The following is a 21131-nucleotide window of genomic DNA, read 5'->3' as shown; positions in this document are numbered from 1 at the left end:
TCCGATATCATTATTATTAACTTAGCATTTTACCTCGGCATTTTTACGTGCATAAAACCACCAATTGATAAAAATACAGCAGAGGTAAAAACAAATAAAGCAAATCATGGCAGCTAAGGCATCACCAGTCAGATCAATAGATGTCCCAAAGCTTTTGGGAATAAAGAAACCACCATAAGCTCCGATTGCGCCCATAAAGCCAACAACTGCTGCGGACTCTTTGGTTGCATTATTATCCGCTTCAGATTCAGATAGACCATAGGCTTTGGCGTGCTGGCGATGTAGGGTAGCAAAGATACGTGGTGCTTGAGCAAAGGTAGAGGCATTGCCAATACCTGTGGCTGCAAATAACAACATAAAGCACGCAAAGAAACCTGCAAATGAACCACCCATACCATGTGTGGGCATAAAAATAATGATGCCTATCACGCCGGCAATCATTAGAATAAAACTGATTTGGGTGACTTGAGATGCTGCGAATTTGTCAGACAACCACCCACCCACCACACGCATGATCGCACCTATCAAAGGGCCAAAGAATGCATATTTGATCGGATCAATATCAGGAAAGACTTGCTTGGTCAGTAGTGCAAAACCTGCGGAAAAACCAATAAATGAACCAAATGTGCCGATATAGAGCCAGCACATCAGCCAGTTATGTTTACGTTTGAAAATCACTGCCTGGTCTTTAAAGGATGCTTTGGCTGAGTCGATATCATTCATGCCAAACCATGCAAAGAGTGTCGATAAAATGATAAATGGCACCCAAACGAACCCTGCATTTTGTAGCCAAATTTGTTGGGTCGAACCATCAGGGAGTGTTGCAGTTTGTGGTGCACCACCTATTGCACCAAACAAAGAAAAGGTGATCACGATCGGTACGACAAACTGTACTGTAGACACCCCTAAATTGCCTAGACCTGCATTGATTCCCAGCGCATTGCCTTTCTCTGACTTGGGGAAAAAGAAGCTGATATTAGACATGGAGGAACTGAAGTTCGCCCCACCAAAACCACACAATAATGCCAAAATTACCATTGTGGTGTAGCTGGTTTCAGGATTTTGCACAGCAAAGCCGAGACCTATCGCAGGAATCAATAAGCTTGCTGTAGAAATCGCCGTCCAGCGTCGCCCACCAAAGATAGGTATAACGAAAGAATAGAAAATACGTAATGTTGCACCAGATAATGCAGGCAAGGCTGCCAGCCAAAATAATTGATTTTTACTGTAGGTAAAGCCAATGGTCGGGAGTTTGACCACCGCTACACTCCATACTTGCCAAATCGCAAAGGCAAGCAGTAATGCTGGGACAGAAATCCACAGATTACGGCGAGCGATGGCGCGGCCTGTCTGATTCCAGAATTGTTCGTTTTCAGGTTGCCAAACTGATAAATTTTTAGCCATGATGACACCTTTTAACCTTGATTAAGGATGTGTTGTTTTTGTAATGGTTTGAAAGAAAAGTGCATCCAGATCAAACTGACACAAACACAGCCATACAGCAGCATGAAAGAGCTTGAACGTATGCCTGTGAAGTCAACCAACAAACCAAATAAAATCGGTAATAAAAAACCACCTAAGCCGCCAGCGAGACCAACCACACCTGATACCATGCCAATCTCATTGGGGAAATCATTAGCAATGAATTTGAAAACAGATGCCTTGCCAATCGCCATCGCAATTCCGACGATAAATAAAATAATCGTGAAGATCGTGGCATTCAGATAGATCTTAAATTCCAATGGTCCATTGACTGTCTGAATGACCATTGCTGTCTGTGGGTAAGACAAGATAAAGAACGCAACCCAACAGACCCACATCACCGCCCAAGTGACTTTATATGCGCCATATTTGTCAGATAACCAGCCACCCAAAGCACGCAGTACCCCTCCTGGGAGAGAGAAACAGGCTGCAAGAAAGGCGGCATGTTTGAGGTCAAAACCATATTCTTGCGTGTAATAACTCACCATCCACAGCGCCAGACCGACATAGCCTCCAAAAACCACGGAATAATATTGGCTATAACGGAGTACAGCGGGATCTTTTATTAAGCGTAGTTGATCAGAAAGTTTGATATTGGATGTCGTTTGATGGGTGGGATCGGTATAGGTGGTGAACCAAAATATAATTGCAGCGCCAAGTAAAATCAGGGTATAGACTGTGGGAACCATTGCCCAGCCAAAACTCATAATCAGCGCAGGTGCAATAAACTTATTTAAGGCACTGCCTGCATTTCCTGCACCAAAAACACCCATGGCGAAGCCTTGATGTTCACGGTCAAACCATTTTGCAACATAGGGTGTGCCGACCGAAAAAGAGCCGCCAATCAGACCCATCCACAGACCTAAAGCAAGGAATTGCCAATAACTGGTGGCGTATTGCAATAAAAAAACCGCAGGTGTGCAAAACAGCATTAAGCAAAAAAAGACAATTCGACCACCGTAGCGATCTGTCCAAATACCGAGTGGTACTCGAGCCAATGAGCCTGATAGCACAGGCATTGCTGCCAAAATACCAAATTGGGTCTGGCTGAGCCCCAGTTTCTCCTTGATTGGAATCCCCAAGACTGCAAAGATCATCCACACCATAAAACACACAGTAAAAGACAAGGTACTTGAAATTAAAATACTATTGGCTTTGGAACGTTGCGTTTCCATGAGCATCCCCCTGACTTTAGTTAGTTTCTTAGGTGTAGGGTAATGCTTTGTATGTGAAGAAAATATTCATCAGATTGGCGAGATAATTAGGAAAATAGAGGGAGAAGGAACTAGTTATTTTGGAGAGTGTGTGATTAGGTGGAATACCATTGATCTTATTATTTAAGCGATATTTGATGTGATAAGAAGATGTGTTTAGACATAAACCAAACGATTAAACATACTAAAATCACGATCAAGGATTATCGTGTTGTAAGTAAATCGTTAGGAATTAGATGCATCTCATCAATGTTTTTGTGCTGTAGCCTAAAGCAGAGATAGCTTATTGTTTGGAGCAGCTGAATTTTGTATTTATGAAGAATATTGTCAAAAATATAAATTAAGAGATCTATTTAGTCTTTCAATTTTTAAATATAAGAATCCATTGTTAAAATAATTTTTAAACTGATCGGTAATTGGTATTTTATGGGTTGTGTGGGGTTCGAACCCACGACCAATAGATTAAGAGTCTACTGCTCTCCCAACTGAGCTAACAACCCAGAACAGATTTAAAACATTAAAAATGTAGAAGATGTCGCGAAATTTCAAGAATGGTGAATTGTTTAAAAACGGATATTTACTTTGGAATATCTGAACTGGAACATATGCAAATATGCTTTTCTGTAAACACTATTATAATCTGAATTTAGCAGTGCAGAAAGCAACATTAACAATTTGAGAATAAAGAAGAATGGTGGGTCGTCCGCGATTCGAACGCGGGACCAACGGATTAAAAGTCCGCTGCTCTACCAGCTGAGCTAACGACCCTGAGCGAGGTATAACGAAAAAATATTCGTTGAAGTTTTTAGAAAAGGGATTTTCTTAAAACATTCGACCTGAGCAGGTATGTAAAATTAGATTTTACAAGGAGATGGTGGGTCGTCCGCGATTCGAACGCGGGACCAACGGATTAAAAGTCCGCTGCTCTACCAGCTGAGCTAACGACCCATCAAGGAATCAAAATAAGTGGTGGGTCGTCCGCGATTCGAACGCGGGACCAACGGATTAAAAGTCCGCTGCTCTACCAGCTGAGCTAACGACCCACATATATTTAAGTTTTCACTTAAATATGCAGTGCAAAATGAATTTTAACACTACTTTGTTTTGATGGAGCGTATTTTAGCAAGTTATTGATAGAGCGCAAGTGAAAATTAATAAAGTTTGCAACGTTCGGTTATAAATAACACAAATTTAGCCATTTCTCAGGTGAAATGGCTTGAATTTGTCTTAGAAACGATATTGATATGCTTCAATATTTGCAAGAATTTCAGCATTTACATCGCAATAAGCTGTTTTGCTTGGCAACAGAACCAATAAACGATCAGACGTTTTATTTGGATCGAAAGCTTGCTCTTTCAATTTATTTTTCTGATATTTAAAGGTACCTGTGGTTTCAACAGTTTGTTGTACACGTAAAAAAACTGGAACAGCATAAGCAGGAAGGTGCTTTTTAAACTCTGCCACCATTTGCTCTAAATCATCACTTGTGAGGCTTTCACCATCATGTAGTGTAATCGCTGCCATACCTGCACGACCATTGGTATTGGGGATCTCAACGCCATAAACCACTGCTTCAGTGATCTTAGCGTATTCACTGACAATGTTTTCAACTTCTGTAGTTGAAACATTTTCACCTTTCCAACGGAAAGTATCCCCTAAACGGTCGATAAATTGTGCATGACGGAAACCAATATCTCGAACTAAGTCACCCGTGATGAAATAAGAATCCCCCTTTTGAAAGACATCTTTCATAATCACAGATTTATTTTTTTCAGGGTCTGTATATCCATCAAAAGGTGAACGGCTGGTAATTTTTCCAATCAGTAGGCCAACTTCACCTTTTTTAACTTTACAGCAATGACCATTTGAATCACGAACAGGTTCATTTTTGTCTTTATCAAATTGAACAATCGCATAAGGCGTTGGAGAGAAACCAACAGTATTGTCAAAGTTAAAAATATTACTAAAGCCTACATTACCTTCACTTGAAGCATACAGCTCTAGAATTTCTTTTATACCAAAACGTTGTTTGAATTTACCCCAAATATTCGGGCGCATACCATTACCAATCATTTTGGTGACACGATGAGAGCGGTCAAGTTCTGATGCTGGTGCATCTATGAGATAGCGACATAGTTCGCCGACATAGCCAATTGCAGATGCATCGAATTTTTTAACATCTGACCAGAATGACGAAGTTGAAAATTTACGACGGATTGCAAGTGCTGAACCACCAGCAATCACACCACACCAGCACACCACCATACCTGTAGCATGATAAAGCGGCAGGGTACAATACATGACATCATCTTCACCAAGGTTTAAGATATGGCCGTAAGTTCCGTAAGCGAGTGTCCAACGGCTATTGGTGAAGATCACAGCTTTAGGTAAACCTGTTGTTCCTGATGTATAGATATAAAATAAACCATCTTTACCTTTGACACTTTGAGTCGTAGATGGATTAAATTTAGGAAATTGATCCGTTTGTTCTGCAAGGTTAATAAAGCCTTGTGGTGCAGTACCCGGTTGCTTAAAGGTATCTTGGTCTGCAAACCAATGAAAGCGATCTTGGGCAATATTTAAGTCTTGGCGTATTTCATCAACAGCAGCACGACATTCTTCACCAACAATGATGGCAACAGGATTGACTAAGTTGATGCTATGGGTCAGTACTTTGCCTGTTTGTGAAGTATTCACTAATGCTGTAGTGACCCCAATCTTGGCAAGTGCAATAACCGAAACAATCAATTCAGGGCGATTTTCGATCATTACAGTGATCACATCGCCTTTTTTGATACCTTTAGAGAGATAAAAGTGAGCAATTTGGTTTGCCCAATTGTTCAGCTCTTGATAACTGTAACGTTGATTTTCAAATAATAGCGCATCTCCATAGGGATTACGCTTTACAGCACGTTCAAAAGCTAAACCTAGACCAGTGGGTGTTTGTGGCGTTCTAATATACGCTTGTTTTAGACCAGTCAAGATGTTGGGAAGTTTGCTTATTAACTGTGGTAAGCGTTCTGCTACATCAGCAAATCCGATGAGATCGGTCTGTGTTGTTTGACTCATATCAATCCTATTTATTTTTCGTAATCCGATACAATTTTTAGAGCATCATAAACTCAATATTGTTATTTTCACATTTTGGGATAAAGCAAAATATGGAAATAAAATAATCCAATTTACACGTGTCTTTTTAATGGTTTTGGTCTAGTGCAATCAACCTAATCTGACAAATGTATTTATAATCCTTCCAAAATAACAAAAAAACCTAGCCATCGAAATGACTAGGTTTTCTTTTCTCGCTATATTTTATGCAAATTATAGCCAATTACGCATTACTCTGCAGTTGGCGGAGTGGTTTTCTTTGGTGGACGTCCACGAGGTCGACGAGGTCGAGCAGGTTTTTCATCAGTTGAAACGTCTGCCTCGTCGTTATTACTCGCTTTTTCCTTCGCTGTTGTGTCCAAAGCTAAAGATTGCTGAGTTTCTTCCTTTGGGCTTGATGTTTCAGTTGGAGTGACTGGCTCAGCCTGCACTTCAATTGCTGCAACAGTTTCTTGAACTTCAACAGTCTCAACTGGTGCGATTTCAGCATTCACTTGAGTCGTAGTATTAACAACAGTTTCAGCTTGTACTTCAACAGTCGTATTTTCTGTTTGAGGTGCTGTTACTTCACTTACAGTTGCTTCCACAACTTTCACTTGAGTTTGGTTATTTTCAAGTTCAGCTTGGTGCTCTTGCTTTGCTTGTACCGCTGCTTGTTTTGCTAAACGACGACGTTCACGTGGGTCATTTGCAACACGTTGATCATTCACAGCTTTAGGCGGTGTTAAATCAAGTCTTTCAGCAGGCTGCGCTTCAGGAGCAGCTTTGCTAATGGCAACATCACGTGTGACAGGTTTCTTTTCTTGCGCTTCTGGAGCTGCGGCAACTGTCAACGTTGCGGCATATTCTTCAGTGAACTTAAGCAATGCACGGTTAAATGTTGGAATTAAACCAAATTGCTCGATAAGAACTGCACAATCATCACCATAAACCGCACGGATTAAAGTACCCACAGTGTACTGATTTAACGTCGGTACTTGTGAAGGAACGATTTTAGGTGCTTCAGCTTTTGCTTGAGCAGCAGCACGTTGTTCACGACGCTTTTGACGTGGATCATTGCTCGCACGTTTCACTGGCTCTTGAACAGGTGTAGTTTGTTCAACGGCAACAGGTTCACTTTTCGCTTCGACAACAGCAGGTGCAGTGACTTCAACAGGTTTATCTGTTTTAGCTTCTGCTGGAGCATGTTTTTTCGTTTTCGCAGGTGCTTTAGGTTGCTGTTGGTTCAACGCTAAAATTTCACTTTGTGCTTGATCAACATTGACCACTAAAGCGGTTGTTAATGGTGCATGCTGAGGTGCATCAACGACTTCAACTTTAAGTTGTTTGTCAGATACAGCTGCCTTATTCGGTTCAGCTACAGCATTGTTAGCGACCGGTTGCTGTTCATCATTAAACACGTTGTTATCGCGATGACGATTTGGACGGTTTGGTCGTTGATTGTTATGACGATCACGACGAGGAACTGACTGCTCAGCATTGACTTCAGGTTGTTGATCATGCTGTTGACGTTGTTTTTGCTGACGTCTTTGATCACGTTGTTCCTGACGCTGTTCTTGGCGTTGCTCTTGATGAGATATTTGAACAACTTCTTCAATCATCTGATTTTGTTCAGTTGATTGTTCACGTGGTTCTTTATGCTTGTTACGCTTTTTATTGTTGTTATTATTACGCTGAGTTTTTTCTTCTTTCTCCGCTGACTTTTCATATTCACGTGGTTCTTGTTTTTGAACAGGACTTTGTGAAAGATAAGCATTGGTTTCAGGAACAACACGCGCTTCAACTGCAGTGCTTGTTGCATTGACTTGACCAAATTGGCCACGGCTGACTGCACCACCATTCACCATTTGTTCAATCGCAGCTGCTGCATTATTTGCAGAGCGTGATTGATCAACAGTCGCTGCTTGCTTTTGTACAAACAAGTTTTCTAACCAAGCACATGGGCTTGATGATGTTTGTGCAACTTGAGCTTGAACGGCTGCTGGTTTAGCTTGCTGTTGTTGGTTTTGTTGCTTTCTTTGAGACTTATTGTTTTGAGCAGGAGCACCAGCTGGTTGCGTTGGCTCTTCCTCTAAATGCCATTCAGAAGATTGGTAACCCAATTCTTTTTCACTTGAACGTGTCGCTTCTGTACGTTCATAGCTTGTTGGTGCAAAACCTTCAGGGTTATACGAAATTTCGTAATGTGGTGTTTCTAAATGTGGATGTGGCAATACAGTCACACGTACATTTGAAGTTTGTTCTAAGTAAACAAGGCTGTGACGCTTTTCATTCAATAAGAATGCTGCGATTTCTACAGGAACTTCGACTTGAACTTCACCATGACGTTCGCGAAGAGCAATTTCTTCCACTTTACGCATGATTGAAAGTGATAAAGAGCGTAAGTCTCGTACCATACCTGTGCCATGACAGCGCGGGCAGACATAACCTGTTGCTTCTTCTAAAGATGGACGTAAGCGTTGACGGCTCATTTCCATTAAACCAAAGCGAGACAATTGTCCAAACTGGATACGTGCACGGTCACTTTGCGTTGATTCACGAAGTTTTGCTTCAACCATACGCTGATTGCGTTCTTTGGTCATGTCGATGAAGTCGATGACGACTAAGCCGCCAATATCGCGTAAACGAAGTTGACGTGAAATTTCTTCTGCAGCTTCTAAGTTGGTGCTTAGCGCAGTTTCTTCTACATCATGACCACGAGTTGATTTTGCAGAGTTAATATCAATTGAAACCAAAGCTTCAGTTTGGTCAATGACAATAGAACCACCAGAAGGAAGTTTTACTTCACGTTCATAAGCCGTTTGAATTTGGCTTTCGATACCAAAATGAGCAAAAAGTGGTTCATTTAAAGTATAAGTTTTAAGCTTATCAACTTGATTCGGCATCACTGCTTTTACGAAGTTATATGCTTCGTTATATGCTTGTTCAGAATCAATTAAAATTTCAGTCACATCATCGCGTAAATAATCACGGATAGCACGAGTCACAACACCCGCTTCTTGATGTACAAGCATTGGTGACGGGCCAGAACTTGCCGTATTTTGGATTTGAGCCCAAAGGTCTAACAGATGCTGTAAATCAAGTTGTAATTCTTCTTGAGAACGACCAATACCTGCAGTACGGACAATAACGCTCATGCCACGTGGTGTGTTCAACGATGCCAACATTTCTTTTAATTCTTCACGAACTGAACCTGAAATTTGACGACTAATACCACCACCTTTAGGGTTGTTTGGCATTAAAACTAAATAGCGACCTGCTAAAGAAATATAAGTAGAAAGGGCTGCGCCTTTATTACCACGTTCTTCTTTTTCAACTTGAACTAGAAGTTCAGTGCCTTCCGTGATCAATTCACGGATATTTGAAGTTTGGCGAGGGTCAGCTTTGTAATAGGTATTGGCAATTTCACGCATCGACAAGAAACCTTGACGACCTGCTCCATATTCTACAAATACTGCTTCTAATGAAGGTTCAACACGCGTAACGTGACCTTTATAGATGTTGGCTTTCTTTTGCTCACGCGTACGATTTTCTAAGTCAAAATCGTAAAGGCGGTGACCAGTGATGAGTGCAACGCGAACTTCTTCGGCATGTGTTGCATTGATCAACATACGTTTCATGGGTGTAACACCTAGTAGTGATTCACACCAACAACTCGCTATCTTTAAGTGATGCGAACATCTAAAAGCTTGGATCAATATTCAAAAACATGGATACATCTACATGTCTTGAGTATTCACCAACCTGTTTTTCAAAAGGTTTGGATTTGATACCTATTGATGTTGCAATACTTCTTTAATCTTTGCACAATTAAAGTTTTGAGCTTTTCACTGGCACTTAAAGTGGTGCATTGGATGACTTATTTTGTTCGTCTTTCACTGTCATATTGCTCGAAGATCAACTCTACTCATAGGTAAGGGTGTCTTGATACGGAATGATCATCGTATCTTTACAAACTATGCAGTTCCAATGCCTCAAACACTTATGTCCTGAATAACACTCTAAAGCGACTTGTCTGGCGTGCATCAGTTTATGTTTAAAAACCAACGTCTCGGTTGGCGACATATATTTTTAAACAAACCGATTTCTGTACTTTAAGTACAATTAAACGCAACAGTTTGTCTTTTTGCCGATATAATAAAGCCTTCGGCGTCGGCATATTCTTTTGGGACCATTCCGAGCTAGTGGTGAATTTTTACAATGTGTTTTGCTTTCCAAGTTTTTGAAAAGTGCAGAGTAAATTTCACTTACGGCGGTATCCGTGCGCTGACTATAGCAAACCTTGCATCATCTGCCTATGGGCTATACGCTTATTTTGTATGAAAAGCATAGTCTAAATGATCAGTTTTTAATCAAATTTCGTTTTTTATTGGATCACCTAACTGTATGAATTCTACGCAACAATGGCAAAGTGTAACTTGGTTTGAAGTCGATGAGCATCAAGAAGGTCAACGTATCGATAACTTCTTATTTACACGTTTAAAAGGTGTGCCAAAAAGCCGCATTTATCGTTTGATTCGAGAAGGTCAAGTTCGTGTTAATAAAAAGCGAATTAAGGCTGAAACTAAATTGGCGATTGGTGATCAAATTCGTGTTGCGCCAATTCGCTTTGAGCAAAAAGATGAAAGCGATGCACCTGTATCCGATAAGGTTGCTCAAAGCCTACTTAGTCGTGTGGTCTATGAAGATGAAGGTTTAATGGTGGTCAATAAACCTTCAGGAATCGCAGTGCATGGTGGTAGTGGTGTGGCATATGGTCTGATTGAAGGTTTACGTGCTGCAACAGGTAAAAAATATCTAGAATTGATTCATCGTATTGACCGTGATACTTCTGGTTTGGTGATGATCAGTAAAAAGCGTAGCGTTTTAAAAACACTTCAAGATTTATTACGTGAACATAAAATTCGTAAAACCTATGCTGCGATTGTGAAAGGGCAGGTCAGTTTGGATGATCAATTGATTGACCAACCTTTATTGCGTTATGAATTGGCCAATGGTGAACGACGTGTTCGTGTGTCAAAAGATGGTAAAGAATCGAAGACACAATGGAAAGTAGCTGAGCGTTTCATGCATGCCACCTTGGTTTATGCATCACCGCTATCAGGTCGTACGCATCAGATTCGTGTGCATGGTTTAAGTATTGGTCATCCACTTGTTGGTGATGATAAATATGGTCATGAAACCGAGTATAGAGGGCCAAACCCACGTCGTTTATGTTTACATGCGATGCGTTTGGAAATCCCAGGTTATGCGATGATTGAAGCGCCTTTGCCTGAAGATATGCAAAGTTTGGTGGCGCAGTTAAGAGCGCAGAAGAAAGATTGAGTTTTTTTACCTCTCCCTAACCCTCTCCTGAAAGGAGAGGGAATTATGGAAAGATAGAATTTAATTTTTGAATCTTTCCCTTGGGACGAAGGTTTGAATGATTTGAATGAGGGGGTATTTACTAAAAACCTCTCTCTAACCCTCTCCTGAAAGGAGAGAGGATCTTATAGAGGAAATTCATGCAAAAACCTGTAGAACTGATTGTCTTTGATTGGGATGGAACATTATTTGATTCAGTTGGGCAAATTGTAACGAGCCTACTTTATGCAGCAGAGCAGTTTGCGCAACCGTTAACGTCTGAGGCAGCAAAAAGTATTATTGGCTTGGGCTTACCTGAAGTTGCGCAAGTTTTATTTCCAAATGTGTCAGAGTTACATGCAGATATTCTAAAGTGTTATGGTGATCATTATGTTGAGCATTCAAAGGATGATCAGTGGTTTTCCGGTGTTGCAGAGATGTTGTATGGTTTGAAAAATCAGAATATCAAGCTGGCTGTTGCAACAGGAAAAAGTCGTAGAGGTTTAGATCGTGTTTTAGCTCAAACCAACAGTCGTGATTTATTTGAAATTACACGAGCTGCAAGTGAAACTAAGTCTAAACCCGATCCGCTCATGCTTGCGGAGATATTGGATTTCACTGGTGTAAACCCTGAACGTGCAATTATGGTTGGTGATACATCTTATGATTTAGAGATGGCGCAAAATATTGCCATGCCACGTGTCGGTGTAAGTTATGGCGTGCATACTGTGGATGTTTTACAACGTTTTAATCCTTTAATAGTTGTTCATAATGTAAGTACACTACATCAATTCTTAAATGCTCAGGTCAGTACATCTGAGGTCGCTTAAACAGATCGAGGCATATAAAAAATATGCCTTATTTATAACACTCATCTCAATCGCATAATGAGTTAAATAATAAGAATATACCTTATGAGCCGTTCGATTCGACTGTTAAATTTATTACAACTTTTACGTGAACAGCGTTATCCAATTACAGCACAACATTTGGCAGAGCACTTGGAAATAAGTGTGAGAAGTGTTTATCGGGATATTGAAAGTTTGCGTGAGCAAGGTGTAAATGTTGAAGGTAGTGCAGGACTGGGTTTTCAACTGAAAGAAAATTTCTTATTGCCACCAATGAGTCTAAATGAGACTGAGGTTGAAGCTGTATATTTGGCTTTGCAATGGGTGAAATCGATACCAGACCAAGCGTTGCAACATGCTTCACATTCGGTATTGTCCAAACTTAAAGCGGTGATGCCACCGCAGAAGCAAGCATTTTTAAACAATACTTATTTAAGATCGATTCACTCTTGGGTAGAGGTGGATCAAGCTATTGTGCAGCAAGTTCGTATCGCGATTCGTATGCAATTTAAGCTACAAATTGATTATGTAGATGAACAACAACACGTTTCGAAACGACAATTATGGCCGTTTGCACTTGGGTATTTTAACGACAAAATGTTAGTAGCCGCATGGTGTGAATTGCGTGAAGACTTTCGTAACTTTAGATTGGATCGGATTCAAAAAATAGAGTTGATTGAGCAACATTACCCTCAGTTCAAACGCCATCTTTATGAACAATGGTGTCAAAAAGAAAATTTAGCCATTGAAGTAAAACAAAACACTACTGACAAAAACTGACACAGCATCGCTCTACACTCGATTTAGAACAAAACAACAGAGGGTAGAACAATGGCTTTAACTTTATATACAAATAAGCAATCTCGTGGCCTAGTCGTAGATTGGTTGGCTTTAGATCTCGGGATTGAGCTGGAGCGTAAAGAAATCGCTTATGGCGCAGAGATGAAATCCGCAGAATTTTTAAAATTGAATCCTTTCGGCAAAGTTCCTGTTTTGGTGGATGGTGATGTGGTCATTTATGAGTTGGATGCCATTTGTGCATATTTAGCAGATAAGTTTTCTGAAAAAGGTTTAGCGCCAGCATTGAATGATCCAAAACGAGGTTTGTATTATCGTTGGTTATTTTTTGGTGCAGGGCCTTTGGCTGCTGCCTCAGATAATGAATATTTAAATATCAAAGTGACGCCAGAACAAAAAATGCATGTTGGTTATGGTGATTACGAGGATGTTTACAATGCCTTGATTCAAGGTTTAGAACAGGCTCAACCATATTTGTGTGGTGAACAGTTTACAGTGGCAGACATTAGTGTTGGAGCGATGATTATGTGGCAATTGAAAATGGGTAAACTCCAACCACATCCAGCCATTGATCGTTATGTTGCTGCATTACAACAACGAGAAAGTTTACAGAAGCATCAGGCCAATCTTACTTTATAATTGACTCTGGGTTTTGTATTTTAAAGGAAAGATAAGTTGCTCAACCCAGTGACTTATTTTTTGCTATTTAGACTTTAATATGATTTAAGTTTTTGATCATCAATCTTATTCTCATATAAGTAATTCTTTAAGTCATAATAAAACTAGCGGCAACATTGATACAGATTGCTAAAATCGTGGTGTTGAAACCATAAGCCAGCAGAATGTGTAAAATATTTAAAATTCGCATTGAACGAGAGGTAATGGATACATCAGCTGTTTGTGCAGAAGTTCCAATCACATAACTAAAGTAGATAAATTCGGGGTAAGTCGGTTCAGTGGTTTTGGGAAAATCCAAACCGCCATCTTGATGTTTGGCTATAGCCAAGTAATAGTCATGTGCATAATGAATCGCAAACACAGTATGCATAAATAGCCATGCAAAAATAATCGTCAGAATTGAAAGTGCCAAATGCCCATATTTAACGATTGCAATGTTAGGTAAATGACTAAGTTCGACAATAATCGCAATAAAACACATAACTAAAGTCATCACGACCAGTAATAAAATAAACCACTTACTGGCATCTTGTTGTTGAGCACGTTTTAAGATGTGAGCATGGTTGATCGTCCATAACACTCGCATTGTCAGTACTAGATAAGTCAAAATTGAAATATTCCAACCCAGTAAAAGTCGGGTTGACCAAGTCCAATCTGTGAATAAACCAATCACAACGTACAAAATGGCAGTCAGTAGAAAGGTAATAAAAAAATAGGGGCGAGATACAAAGCTAGATCGGATCTGATGAATGGCATGTATAGACATAAAACCCTCTGTGCTTGGTTTATTTTTTGACTAAAATTGAAGTAAATGACCAATCAAACTTCAATTTTAGCTGGATTTAGCCGTTTGTTTATTTGGTTTTGTTGCTTTCAGTTTCGGTACTTTAAATTTTGGAATTTTAAAGAGTACAAGCCATTGTTGTATGAATATTACTTATTCTAAAAGAAAGATCAATCTTTGCTTAACACCTCATCATCACTGTTCTATCCAGTACGATGAGGCGATTGAATATGCTTTAAATATCAGTATTATTCATGTCTAAGTAAAATACTTTGGTGAGTAGCTCAATAAACTTTTGAACAGCAATCGATGTTAAGTTTTTACGATAACTGACATATAAATCAAAATAAGGCAATTCAACATCTAAAGGGCGAATGACTGTATTTTCCATGGCCAATGGCGCGATATAAGCGGGTAAGATTGTGCAACCTACGCCCAAACCAATAGAGTTGATACTAAATAGAATATTATCGACTTTTTGCACAATATTAAGTTCAATGCCTTGTGCTTTGGCAAAGTCTAAAATGATGTTGTGTAAAGTACCAGATTGCTCTTCTGCAGGAATCACAAAGTCGATTCCATTTAACGCTTTAACAGGGATTCTTTCATATTTTGCTAAAGGGTGGTCTTTCGGCAAAATAAAAATTAAGGGTTCACGGAACACAAATTTACTTTCAATTTCATTGCTTTGAAAATTATGGCGAGTGAAGGAGACATCCAGTTCCCCTTTTTTGATGGCTCGCATTTGCTCAAGGTTATTTAAACTCAGCAATTCAATCTTAAGCTCAGGATTTTGTACGCGTAAGTTAGGTAAGACATAGGGGAAAACTTTTATTTCAGCAACAGGGACGAAGCCAATACGTAATAATTGTTGTTTGGCTTGAGAAACTTGCCTTGCCATCGCAACAGCTTTTTCAGCTTGGGCTAAAGTTAAACGAGCTTGTTCAAGAAATACAGCCCCTTCTTCTGTAAGTTCTACTTTGCGCTTTGTACGATTTAAAAGTCTAACACCGACGTCTTCTTCAAGATCCTTGATTTGTTGGCTGAGAGAGGGCTGTGCAGTATAAAGTTTCAAAGCAGCTTTACTAAAATTAAGTTCTTCTGCAACAGCAATGAAGTATCTAAGGTGTCGTAATTCCATATAACCTTTCCATAGAGTAATCCAAAAAATGTCTTACTGTAAATTCACTTGAGTATAATCTATAAACAACAGCGCAGTGAAGATGATGTAATATTTAAAAAATAAATAGCTAAATTTCAATGATGGTTATTTTTATATTAAAAAATTGCGATAAATAATCTATAAAAAATATTAATCAAACAGGATGCTTTGAAGTTCGCATCAGTTGAGCGCTTGCGTCAATTGATTGGGTTGAGTTTGTGCATCATCTGAAAAAGATGATCCTGGTTTTTTACGTTTTAAATGTAAAATTGGGAAAGGGTTACCTTCAGCATCAAATTCAGAACGAGCCACTTGTTCAAAACCATGCTTTTTATAAAAGTTAAACGCATTTGGATTTTGCTCATTCACATCAACTTCATAAGCTCCCAAAGTCAATGCATACTGAATTAATTGCGAACCGATACCTTGATTAAAAAATGCAGGATCAATAAAAAGCATTTCTATCTTGTGATAGGCGAGCCCCATAAAACCAATAATCTGCCCATTTCGTTCCACATGAAACAGTTGTACATGGTCAAAATAATGATGTTGGATAATCAATTCTTTGATTTGTAAGATGTGTTGTTCATTGAGAAACGCATGTGTCGCGCGTACAGAAGCTTCCCAAATTTTTAATAATTCAGAATGAGATTTCGAATGAGTATTTAAAATATTGGTTAAAACAGGTTCCATATCAAATTCATTCAATGGTGAAAAGCAACAAAAAATAAAGAAAAATCACAACTTATTTAGCTAATATGAATGAAGATTGGTATAAAAATCAAATCTATGTATTTGATTATAAAAAGTAGGACAATAAATGTCAGATTCCAACAAAATTGTCGTTTATGCAGCACTTTTGGGTAACTTGGCGATTGCTTGTGTGAAATTCGTTGCAGCATATATAACAAATAGTTCGGCAATGCTCAGTGAAGCTGTACATTCGGTTGTTGATACACTCAATGAAGTTTTATTGCTCTACGGCTTAAAAAAGTCACAGCAACCTGCAAATCACAGGCATCCTTTTGGCTATGGTCGTGAGCTCTATTTTTGGGCATTTATTGTGGCTTTGCTAGTTTTTGCCTTAGGTGCTGTTGTGTCCATTTATCAAGGAATTCAACATATTCGGCAACCAGAGGAGATGAAATCTCCATTGGTGAATTATGTAGTGCTCGGGTTCGCTATTCTATGTGAAGGTGCTTCATGGTGTGTTGCATTGAAGTCTTTTAAAAAGATGAAAGGTGATATGGGATATTTTGAGGCATTTCGTCGTAGCAAAGACCCAACAACATTTACGGTATTATTTGAAGATACAGCTGCTTTGATCGGTCTATTGATTGCGTTCATTGGTATTTTCTGTGCGCATCAATTGAATATGCCCGTATTGGATGGTGTAGCTTCTATTTTAATTGGTGTGGTTTTGGCAATTTCCGCTTTACTTTTGGCAAGAGAAACGAAAGGATTGCTGTTGGGCGAAACGGCTGATCCCCAATTGCGTCATAATATTTTAAAAGTCGCTCAAGAAGATCCCGCAGTTTATTCTGCAAATGGTGTATTGACTGAGCAAATGGGGGCACATCAAGTGATTGCTTCTTTAAGTTTAGAATTTAAAGACAATCTAACTTCAGATGAAATTGAAACCTGCGTAAATCGGATTGAAACCAAAATTAGGAGCATTCATCCTGAAATCGTGGCATTATTTATCAAACCACAAACCAAGTTAGTTTGGCTCGAAAGAATGAAAGGGCGTTTAGAGTAACCATGTCGAAGCAAACGGAAACTGCTGGTATTGAAGATAAGACAATATCAGACAAAGAAGTTCTACCAGAGAATATCAAACAATTACACTATCGTTTAGTGACCGAAAATTGTATGTCACATACTTGGTCTAAGCCATTTTTTAAGGTAATTGGTTCAAATCATCACAATGGTGAACGTTTTTTTAATGAGGTTCGCAAGCCAGAAGGGCGTAACCGTTGGGATTTACTGAAATGGTTAGGTACTCGAAAATCATATACGTGGAATGTAGATAGTCAAAAAGAATCCGCAGAGTTTTATGCGACGAAAAGAATGCTTCCACAAAATCGCCCTGATGCAGATCCAAATGATTGGCAAGTCTGGTTTGTGAGCCATGCAACTGTTTTGCTTCAGATTGGGCCTTACAACTTTTTAACTGATCCTGTTTGGGCAGATTATGTCAGTCCGAAACATGGGCAAGGACCTAAACGTGTGATTCCAGCAGGTATTGCCTTAGAGCAACTGCCACAAATCCATGCTGTTCTATTGAGTCATAATCACTATGATCATATGGATTTAGCTTCACTGCGTTGGTTACACAATAAATTTGCGATGCCAATTTATACAGGGCTAGGAAATTCACATTATCTACCTAAAGAATTTCATGTCATCGAAATGGATTGGTGGCAGTCGGCACTCTATAAAGAGCTCAAAATCATCTACACACCTGCACAACATGGGTCAGGTCGTGGCATACGAGATCAAAACGTTGCATTGTGGGGCGGTTTCTCAGTGGTTTCACAACATGGTCATTTCTTCTTTGCGGGAGATACAGGCTATGCGCCGCATTTTAAAGAAATTCATAAGCGACTAGGAGCGCCTCGTATTGCACTGCTACCAATCGGTGCTTATGAACCTCGCGCATTGATGAAGTATATGCATATGAATCCACAAGATGCGTTTCAAGCACATTTAGATTTACAGGCTAAGCGCTCATTGGCAATTCATTATCGCACCTATCAACTGACGGATGAAGAGCGTGAGCAACCCGAGCATGACTTACACAAAGCCATGAAACATTCTTCGAAAATGGTGAATCCATTTTATTGCATCAAAGAAGGACGTAAATTGGTGGTGTGATTTTCATAGCTAATGATGGTGATCACTTTAAACCCAATTTGAATGGTGTTTTATTCAAATTGGGGGAGTGTTGATGTTTGGAGACATGAGTTGGATTGCAACCACTGAAAGTCCGATCATGGCAAGATTCATTACAAAAGGGTTGAAGGAAGAGGTGAAATAAAGTGGATAAATCACAACCACAACAACAGTTAAAGCAATTAGCCCTAGAATATTGAAGACATGTAGAATTTTGGAGTGTCTAAAAATTAAAAATAACAGACCAAAAATAATTTCTATGAAGCCTGAAACTTTAATTAAAAACAGCATCAGTAATTCATCTATACCTAAATATTGCCAGAATCGTTGTTCTTCAACGGTGTGGTAGATAATTTTGGGCACTAAACCTTGATAAATCCACAAGATCGCTAAAATTGAGTTAATTGTCAGTAAAGGCTGCTGTACCGATTTAGATATTTTCATGGATGACATTGTCCAAAAAATGCTTTTTATTTTGCACAGAGGGGAGTAGACAGTGCTCCGTTGTACCAAATAAACGGTATCGATTTAACGCAACACGCCGATATAAAAAATCACGAATAAATTTGGGTATAACATAAGCGATTTTGAGTATTGAAAACGGAAATTTGATCTCTTGAATAACTTTTAAAAAAGCGGTTGATTCAGAATAAACCTGAGTATTTTTAATAACTAACATGGTATCAAAGTGATCGGTGGGCATTGCATAATATTTCAAAATTTCTTGCCCAAGTGCTGATTGTACAGAGGCTAATTTGAATCGTGCACGTGTGTCGTGCTGAATTAGAAATTTTGCCCAACCGTTGCAAAGTACACAAATTTCATCGAATAGCACAATGTCATGCTGTTGAATAATCTTTTCGATGTTGTATCGCATGATGATGTATTCACTCAGGGCGTTTTTTACAATTTAGCAGTTTAGTGGACAAATAAAAACCACCCGAAGGTGGTTTTATAGTGGGTTTATATTTTAAAGAAAGCTAGGTAAACCTTTGGCTGGGTCAGTTTCACGCGCAGCTTGCGCATCTGCAACAGTCATGCCTAAAGCCTTAGCCACACCTTCACCATAAGCAGGATCACATGCATAACAATTACGGATATGACGGTACTTAATAAAATCTAAAGCATCACCCATTGCAGCCGCGGTATTGTTGAACAGTGCTTGCTTTTGTGAATCATTCATTAAATTAAACAAAGCACGTGGTTGACTGAAGTAGTCAGAATCATCCTCACGATAATCCCAAAAATCAGCATCACCTGTAATTTTCAAAGGAGGCTCTTTGTACTGCGGTTGTTCATGCCATTGACCAAAACTGTTCGGCTCATAGTGTGGCAAGCCACCATAATTATCATCACTGCGGCCTTGACCATCACGGTGATTTGAATGTACAGGGCAACGCGCAGCATTGACTGGAATTTGTTGATAATTCGCCCCTAAACGGTAACGTTGCGCATCTGCGTAGTTAAACAAACGTGCTTGCAACATACGGTCAGGTGAAACACTGATCCCAGGCACGAGATTGCTTGGAGCAAAAGCAGATTGTTCAACATCTAAGAAGAAGTTTTCAGGGTTTTTATTTAGTTCAAATTCACCCACTTCAATCAATGGATAATCGCCATGTGGCCACACTTTGGTTAAATCAAAAGGATGATACGGTACTTTTTCTGCATCCGTTTCAGGCATGATTTGCACGTACATTTTCCACTTTGGAAAATCTTGACGTTCAATCGCTTCATACAAATCACGTTGATTACTTTCACGATCATCGGCGATGACTTGAGCAGCTTCACTATTGGTTAAATTTTCAATGCCTTGTTGGGTACGGAAATGAAACTTCACCCAAAACCGTTCATGATTTGCATTAATAAAACTATAGGTATGGCTACTAAAACCATGCATATGACGATAGCTTTTTGGAATACCACGATCTGACATGACAATCGTCACTTGATGTAGTGCTTCTGGAAGCAGTGTCCAGAAATCCCAGTTATACGTTGCACTACGCAAGTTTGTTTTTGGGTCGCGTTTTACTGCTTTATTGAGGTCTGGGAATTTACGTGGGTCACGTAAGAAAAACACAGGGGTATTATTTCCGACCATATCCCAGTTGCCTTCTTCAGTATAAAACTTCAGGGCAAATCCACGAATATCACGTTCAGCATCGGCAGCACCACGTTCACCTGCGACTGTGGTAAAGCGTGCAAACATAGGGGTTTGTTTACCAATTTCACTGAAAATTTTAGCGCAGCTATATTGGGTAATATCATGTGTAACCGTAAAGGTACCAAATGCGCCAGAACCTTTGGCATGCATACGGCGCTCAGGAATCACTTCTCGAACAAAGTTGGCAAGCTTTTCATTTAACCATAGATCTTGAGCGAGGAGAGGGCCGCGTGCACCTGCCGTCATACTGTTTTGGTTGTCTACTACAGGCGCACCAAAATCAGTTGTGAGGTGAGTGACGGGACACTTTTTAGTATCATCTTGGCTCATCTTAATTCTCCATTATTTTCATCAGGTATTGTGAGCAATGTTCCATCCATCAATATGGATAACACGCTTCTTTTCACATGACATTAATTGTTTTGTTAACATTTTATAAGGCAGTCATATGGCAATGACAGGTTGTTTTTAGTCGCCATTCACAACTTGAATATACAGATTCAATTTTGTGATTTTTAAAATATAACGGCCTTAAAAATATATACCTACGCTATAAATGTATCGGTCAAATATTCATTTAGCAAACAAAATAAAAAGGTTGGTTTTATAGGTAAATTCGATTAAAAAGCTTTTAATTTGAACAGTTGAAACAGGG

The 21131-nt window shown here is 39.3% G+C and carries 16 protein-coding genes and 4 tRNA genes; 6 read left to right on the top strand and 14 right to left on the bottom strand.

Annotation, left to right across the window (positions count from 1 at the left end; all coding sequences use genetic code 11):
- Window positions 1-21: 21 nt before the first annotated feature.
- The 8 genes from ACY45D_RS15640 to ACY45D_RS15605 form a co-directional block, all read right to left on the bottom strand.
- On the bottom strand, window positions 22-1404 hold the full coding sequence (locus ACY45D_RS15640) for a NarK family nitrate/nitrite MFS transporter (protein WP_463107541.1): 1383 nt from the start codon (window positions 1402-1404) through the stop codon (window positions 22-24).
- Between the two features lie 11 nt (window positions 1405-1415).
- The gene (locus ACY45D_RS15635; RefSeq protein ID WP_463107540.1) at window positions 1416-2657 is read right to left on the bottom strand and encodes an MFS transporter; all 1242 of its coding nucleotides are present in this window, start codon (window positions 2655-2657) and stop codon (window positions 1416-1418) included.
- A 466-nt stretch (window positions 2658-3123) separates the two neighbouring features.
- Window positions 3124-3196, bottom strand: a tRNA-Lys gene (locus ACY45D_RS15630).
- 192 nt (window positions 3197-3388) lie between these two features.
- Window positions 3389-3464: transfer RNA gene (locus tag ACY45D_RS15625), tRNA-Lys, on the bottom strand.
- A gap of 104 nt (window positions 3465-3568) precedes the next feature.
- Window positions 3569-3644, bottom strand: a tRNA-Lys gene (locus tag ACY45D_RS15620).
- Between the two features lie 19 nt (window positions 3645-3663).
- Window positions 3664-3739: transfer RNA gene (locus tag ACY45D_RS15615), tRNA-Lys, on the bottom strand.
- Between the two features lie 184 nt (window positions 3740-3923).
- Window positions 3924-5765 (bottom strand): long-chain-acyl-CoA synthetase, encoded by a 1842-nt coding sequence (locus ACY45D_RS15610; RefSeq protein WP_463107539.1) that lies wholly within the window; start codon window positions 5763-5765, stop codon window positions 3924-3926.
- 269 nt (window positions 5766-6034) lie between these two features.
- Window positions 6035-9424, bottom strand: coding sequence for an Rne/Rng family ribonuclease (locus ACY45D_RS15605; RefSeq protein ID WP_463107538.1), 3390 nt, complete (start codon window positions 9422-9424; stop codon window positions 6035-6037).
- 766 nt (window positions 9425-10190) lie between these two features.
- Here ACY45D_RS15605 and ACY45D_RS15600 point away from each other — a divergent pair.
- The 4 genes from ACY45D_RS15600 (at window position 10191) to ACY45D_RS15585 (ending at window position 13432) form a co-directional block, all read left to right on the top strand.
- Window positions 10191-11129, top strand: a complete 939-nt coding sequence (locus ACY45D_RS15600) for an RluA family pseudouridine synthase (protein WP_463107537.1) — start codon at window positions 10191-10193, stop codon at window positions 11127-11129.
- A gap of 179 nt (window positions 11130-11308) precedes the next feature.
- Window positions 11309-11977, top strand: a complete 669-nt coding sequence (locus tag ACY45D_RS15595; RefSeq protein ID WP_463107536.1) for an HAD-IA family hydrolase — start codon at window positions 11309-11311, stop codon at window positions 11975-11977.
- 84 nt (window positions 11978-12061) lie between these two features.
- Window positions 12062-12775 carry a helix-turn-helix transcriptional regulator gene (locus ACY45D_RS15590; RefSeq protein WP_463107535.1) on the top strand — a complete coding sequence of 238 codons (714 nt, stop codon included), beginning with the start codon at window positions 12062-12064 and terminating at the stop codon, window positions 12773-12775.
- 51 nt (window positions 12776-12826) lie between these two features.
- Window positions 12827-13432, top strand: a complete 606-nt coding sequence (locus tag ACY45D_RS15585) for a glutathione S-transferase family protein (protein WP_463107534.1) — start codon at window positions 12827-12829, stop codon at window positions 13430-13432.
- Between the two features lie 127 nt (window positions 13433-13559).
- On the opposite strand, the gene ACY45D_RS15580 is transcribed toward ACY45D_RS15585, so the two are convergent.
- The 3 genes from ACY45D_RS15580 to ACY45D_RS15570 all read right to left on the bottom strand — a co-directional run bounded on the left by ACY45D_RS15580 (window position 13560) and on the right by ACY45D_RS15570 (window position 16110).
- Entirely contained in the window at window positions 13560-14237 is a 678-nt protein-coding gene (locus tag ACY45D_RS15580; protein WP_463107533.1) for a DUF1345 domain-containing protein, read from the bottom strand.
- A 253-nt stretch (window positions 14238-14490) separates the two neighbouring features.
- On the bottom strand, window positions 14491-15396 hold the full coding sequence (hcaR, locus tag ACY45D_RS15575; protein WP_463107532.1) for a DNA-binding transcriptional regulator HcaR: 906 nt from the start codon (window positions 15394-15396) through the stop codon (window positions 14491-14493).
- Window positions 15397-15597: 201 nt separating this feature from the next.
- Window positions 15598-16110 (bottom strand): GNAT family N-acetyltransferase, encoded by a 513-nt coding sequence (locus tag ACY45D_RS15570; RefSeq protein ID WP_463107531.1) that lies wholly within the window; start codon window positions 16108-16110, stop codon window positions 15598-15600.
- A gap of 127 nt (window positions 16111-16237) precedes the next feature.
- Between ACY45D_RS15570 and ACY45D_RS15565 the strand changes: the two genes are divergently transcribed.
- Together ACY45D_RS15565 and ACY45D_RS15560 are read left to right on the top strand one after the other, a co-directional pair.
- The gene (locus ACY45D_RS15565; protein ID WP_463107530.1) at window positions 16238-17176 is read left to right on the top strand and encodes a cation diffusion facilitator family transporter; all 939 of its coding nucleotides are present in this window, start codon (window positions 16238-16240) and stop codon (window positions 17174-17176) included.
- Between the two features lie 2 nt (window positions 17177-17178).
- Window positions 17179-18294: an MBL fold metallo-hydrolase gene (locus ACY45D_RS15560; RefSeq protein WP_463107529.1), complete on the top strand. Its 1116-nt coding sequence runs from the start codon at window positions 17179-17181 to the stop codon at window positions 18292-18294.
- Window positions 18295-18348: 54 nt separating this feature from the next.
- On the opposite strand, the gene ACY45D_RS15555 is transcribed toward ACY45D_RS15560, so the two are convergent.
- The 3 genes from ACY45D_RS15555 to ACY45D_RS15545 all read right to left on the bottom strand — a co-directional run bounded on the left by ACY45D_RS15555 (window position 18349) and on the right by ACY45D_RS15545 (window position 20806).
- Window positions 18349-18756 (bottom strand): DoxX-like family protein, encoded by a 408-nt coding sequence (locus tag ACY45D_RS15555; protein ID WP_463107528.1) that lies wholly within the window; start codon window positions 18754-18756, stop codon window positions 18349-18351.
- On the bottom strand, window positions 18743-19189 hold the full coding sequence (locus ACY45D_RS15550) for a thiol-disulfide oxidoreductase DCC family protein (RefSeq protein ID WP_463107527.1): 447 nt from the start codon (window positions 19187-19189) through the stop codon (window positions 18743-18745). The genes ACY45D_RS15555 and ACY45D_RS15550 overlap by 14 nt, the downstream gene beginning before the upstream one ends.
- 93 nt (window positions 19190-19282) lie before the next feature.
- On the bottom strand, window positions 19283-20806 hold the full coding sequence (locus tag ACY45D_RS15545) for a catalase (RefSeq protein WP_463107526.1): 1524 nt from the start codon (window positions 20804-20806) through the stop codon (window positions 19283-19285).
- Window positions 20807-21131 lie beyond the last annotated feature (325 nt).

The organism is Acinetobacter sp. BZX-2 (assembly GCF_055179795.1).
Note: the sequence above shows the minus strand (reverse complement) of the source record. Positions and strands in the feature narration are given on the sequence as shown.

Excerpts from the sequence above, each read along its gene's own strand:
- ACY45D_RS15640 (WP_463107541.1), bottom strand. The coding sequence starts at position 1,404 with ATGGCTAAAAATTTATCAGTTTGGCAACCTGAAAACGAACAATTCTGG.
- ACY45D_RS15595 (WP_463107536.1), top strand. The coding sequence starts at position 11,309 with ATGCAAAAACCTGTAGAACTGATTGTCTTTGATTGGGATGGAACATTA.
- ACY45D_RS15565 (WP_463107530.1), top strand. The coding sequence starts at position 16,238 with ATGTCAGATTCCAACAAAATTGTCGTTTATGCAGCACTTTTGGGTAAC.
- ACY45D_RS15635 (WP_463107540.1), bottom strand. The coding sequence starts at position 2,657 with ATGGAAACGCAACGTTCCAAAGCCAATAGTATTTTAATTTCAAGTACC.
- ACY45D_RS15590 (WP_463107535.1), top strand. The coding sequence starts at position 12,062 with ATGAGCCGTTCGATTCGACTGTTAAATTTATTACAACTTTTACGTGAA.
- ACY45D_RS15545 (WP_463107526.1), bottom strand. The coding sequence starts at position 20,806 with ATGAGCCAAGATGATACTAAAAAGTGTCCCGTCACTCACCTCACAACT.
- ACY45D_RS15560 (WP_463107529.1), top strand. The coding sequence starts at position 17,179 with ATGTCGAAGCAAACGGAAACTGCTGGTATTGAAGATAAGACAATATCA.
- ACY45D_RS15555 (WP_463107528.1), bottom strand. The coding sequence starts at position 18,756 with ATGAAAATATCTAAATCGGTACAGCAGCCTTTACTGACAATTAACTCA.
- ACY45D_RS15600 (WP_463107537.1), top strand. The coding sequence starts at position 10,191 with ATGAATTCTACGCAACAATGGCAAAGTGTAACTTGGTTTGAAGTCGAT.
- ACY45D_RS15585 (WP_463107534.1), top strand. The coding sequence starts at position 12,827 with ATGGCTTTAACTTTATATACAAATAAGCAATCTCGTGGCCTAGTCGTA.
- hcaR (WP_463107532.1), bottom strand. The coding sequence starts at position 15,396 with ATGGAATTACGACACCTTAGATACTTCATTGCTGTTGCAGAAGAACTT.
- ACY45D_RS15610 (WP_463107539.1), bottom strand. The coding sequence starts at position 5,765 with ATGAGTCAAACAACACAGACCGATCTCATCGGATTTGCTGATGTAGCA.
- ACY45D_RS15605 (WP_463107538.1), bottom strand. The coding sequence starts at position 9,424 with ATGAAACGTATGTTGATCAATGCAACACATGCCGAAGAAGTTCGCGTT.
- ACY45D_RS15570 (WP_463107531.1), bottom strand. The coding sequence starts at position 16,110 with ATGGAACCTGTTTTAACCAATATTTTAAATACTCATTCGAAATCTCAT.
- ACY45D_RS15580 (WP_463107533.1), bottom strand. The coding sequence starts at position 14,237 with ATGTCTATACATGCCATTCATCAGATCCGATCTAGCTTTGTATCTCGC.
- ACY45D_RS15550 (WP_463107527.1), bottom strand. The coding sequence starts at position 19,189 with ATGCGATACAACATCGAAAAGATTATTCAACAGCATGACATTGTGCTA.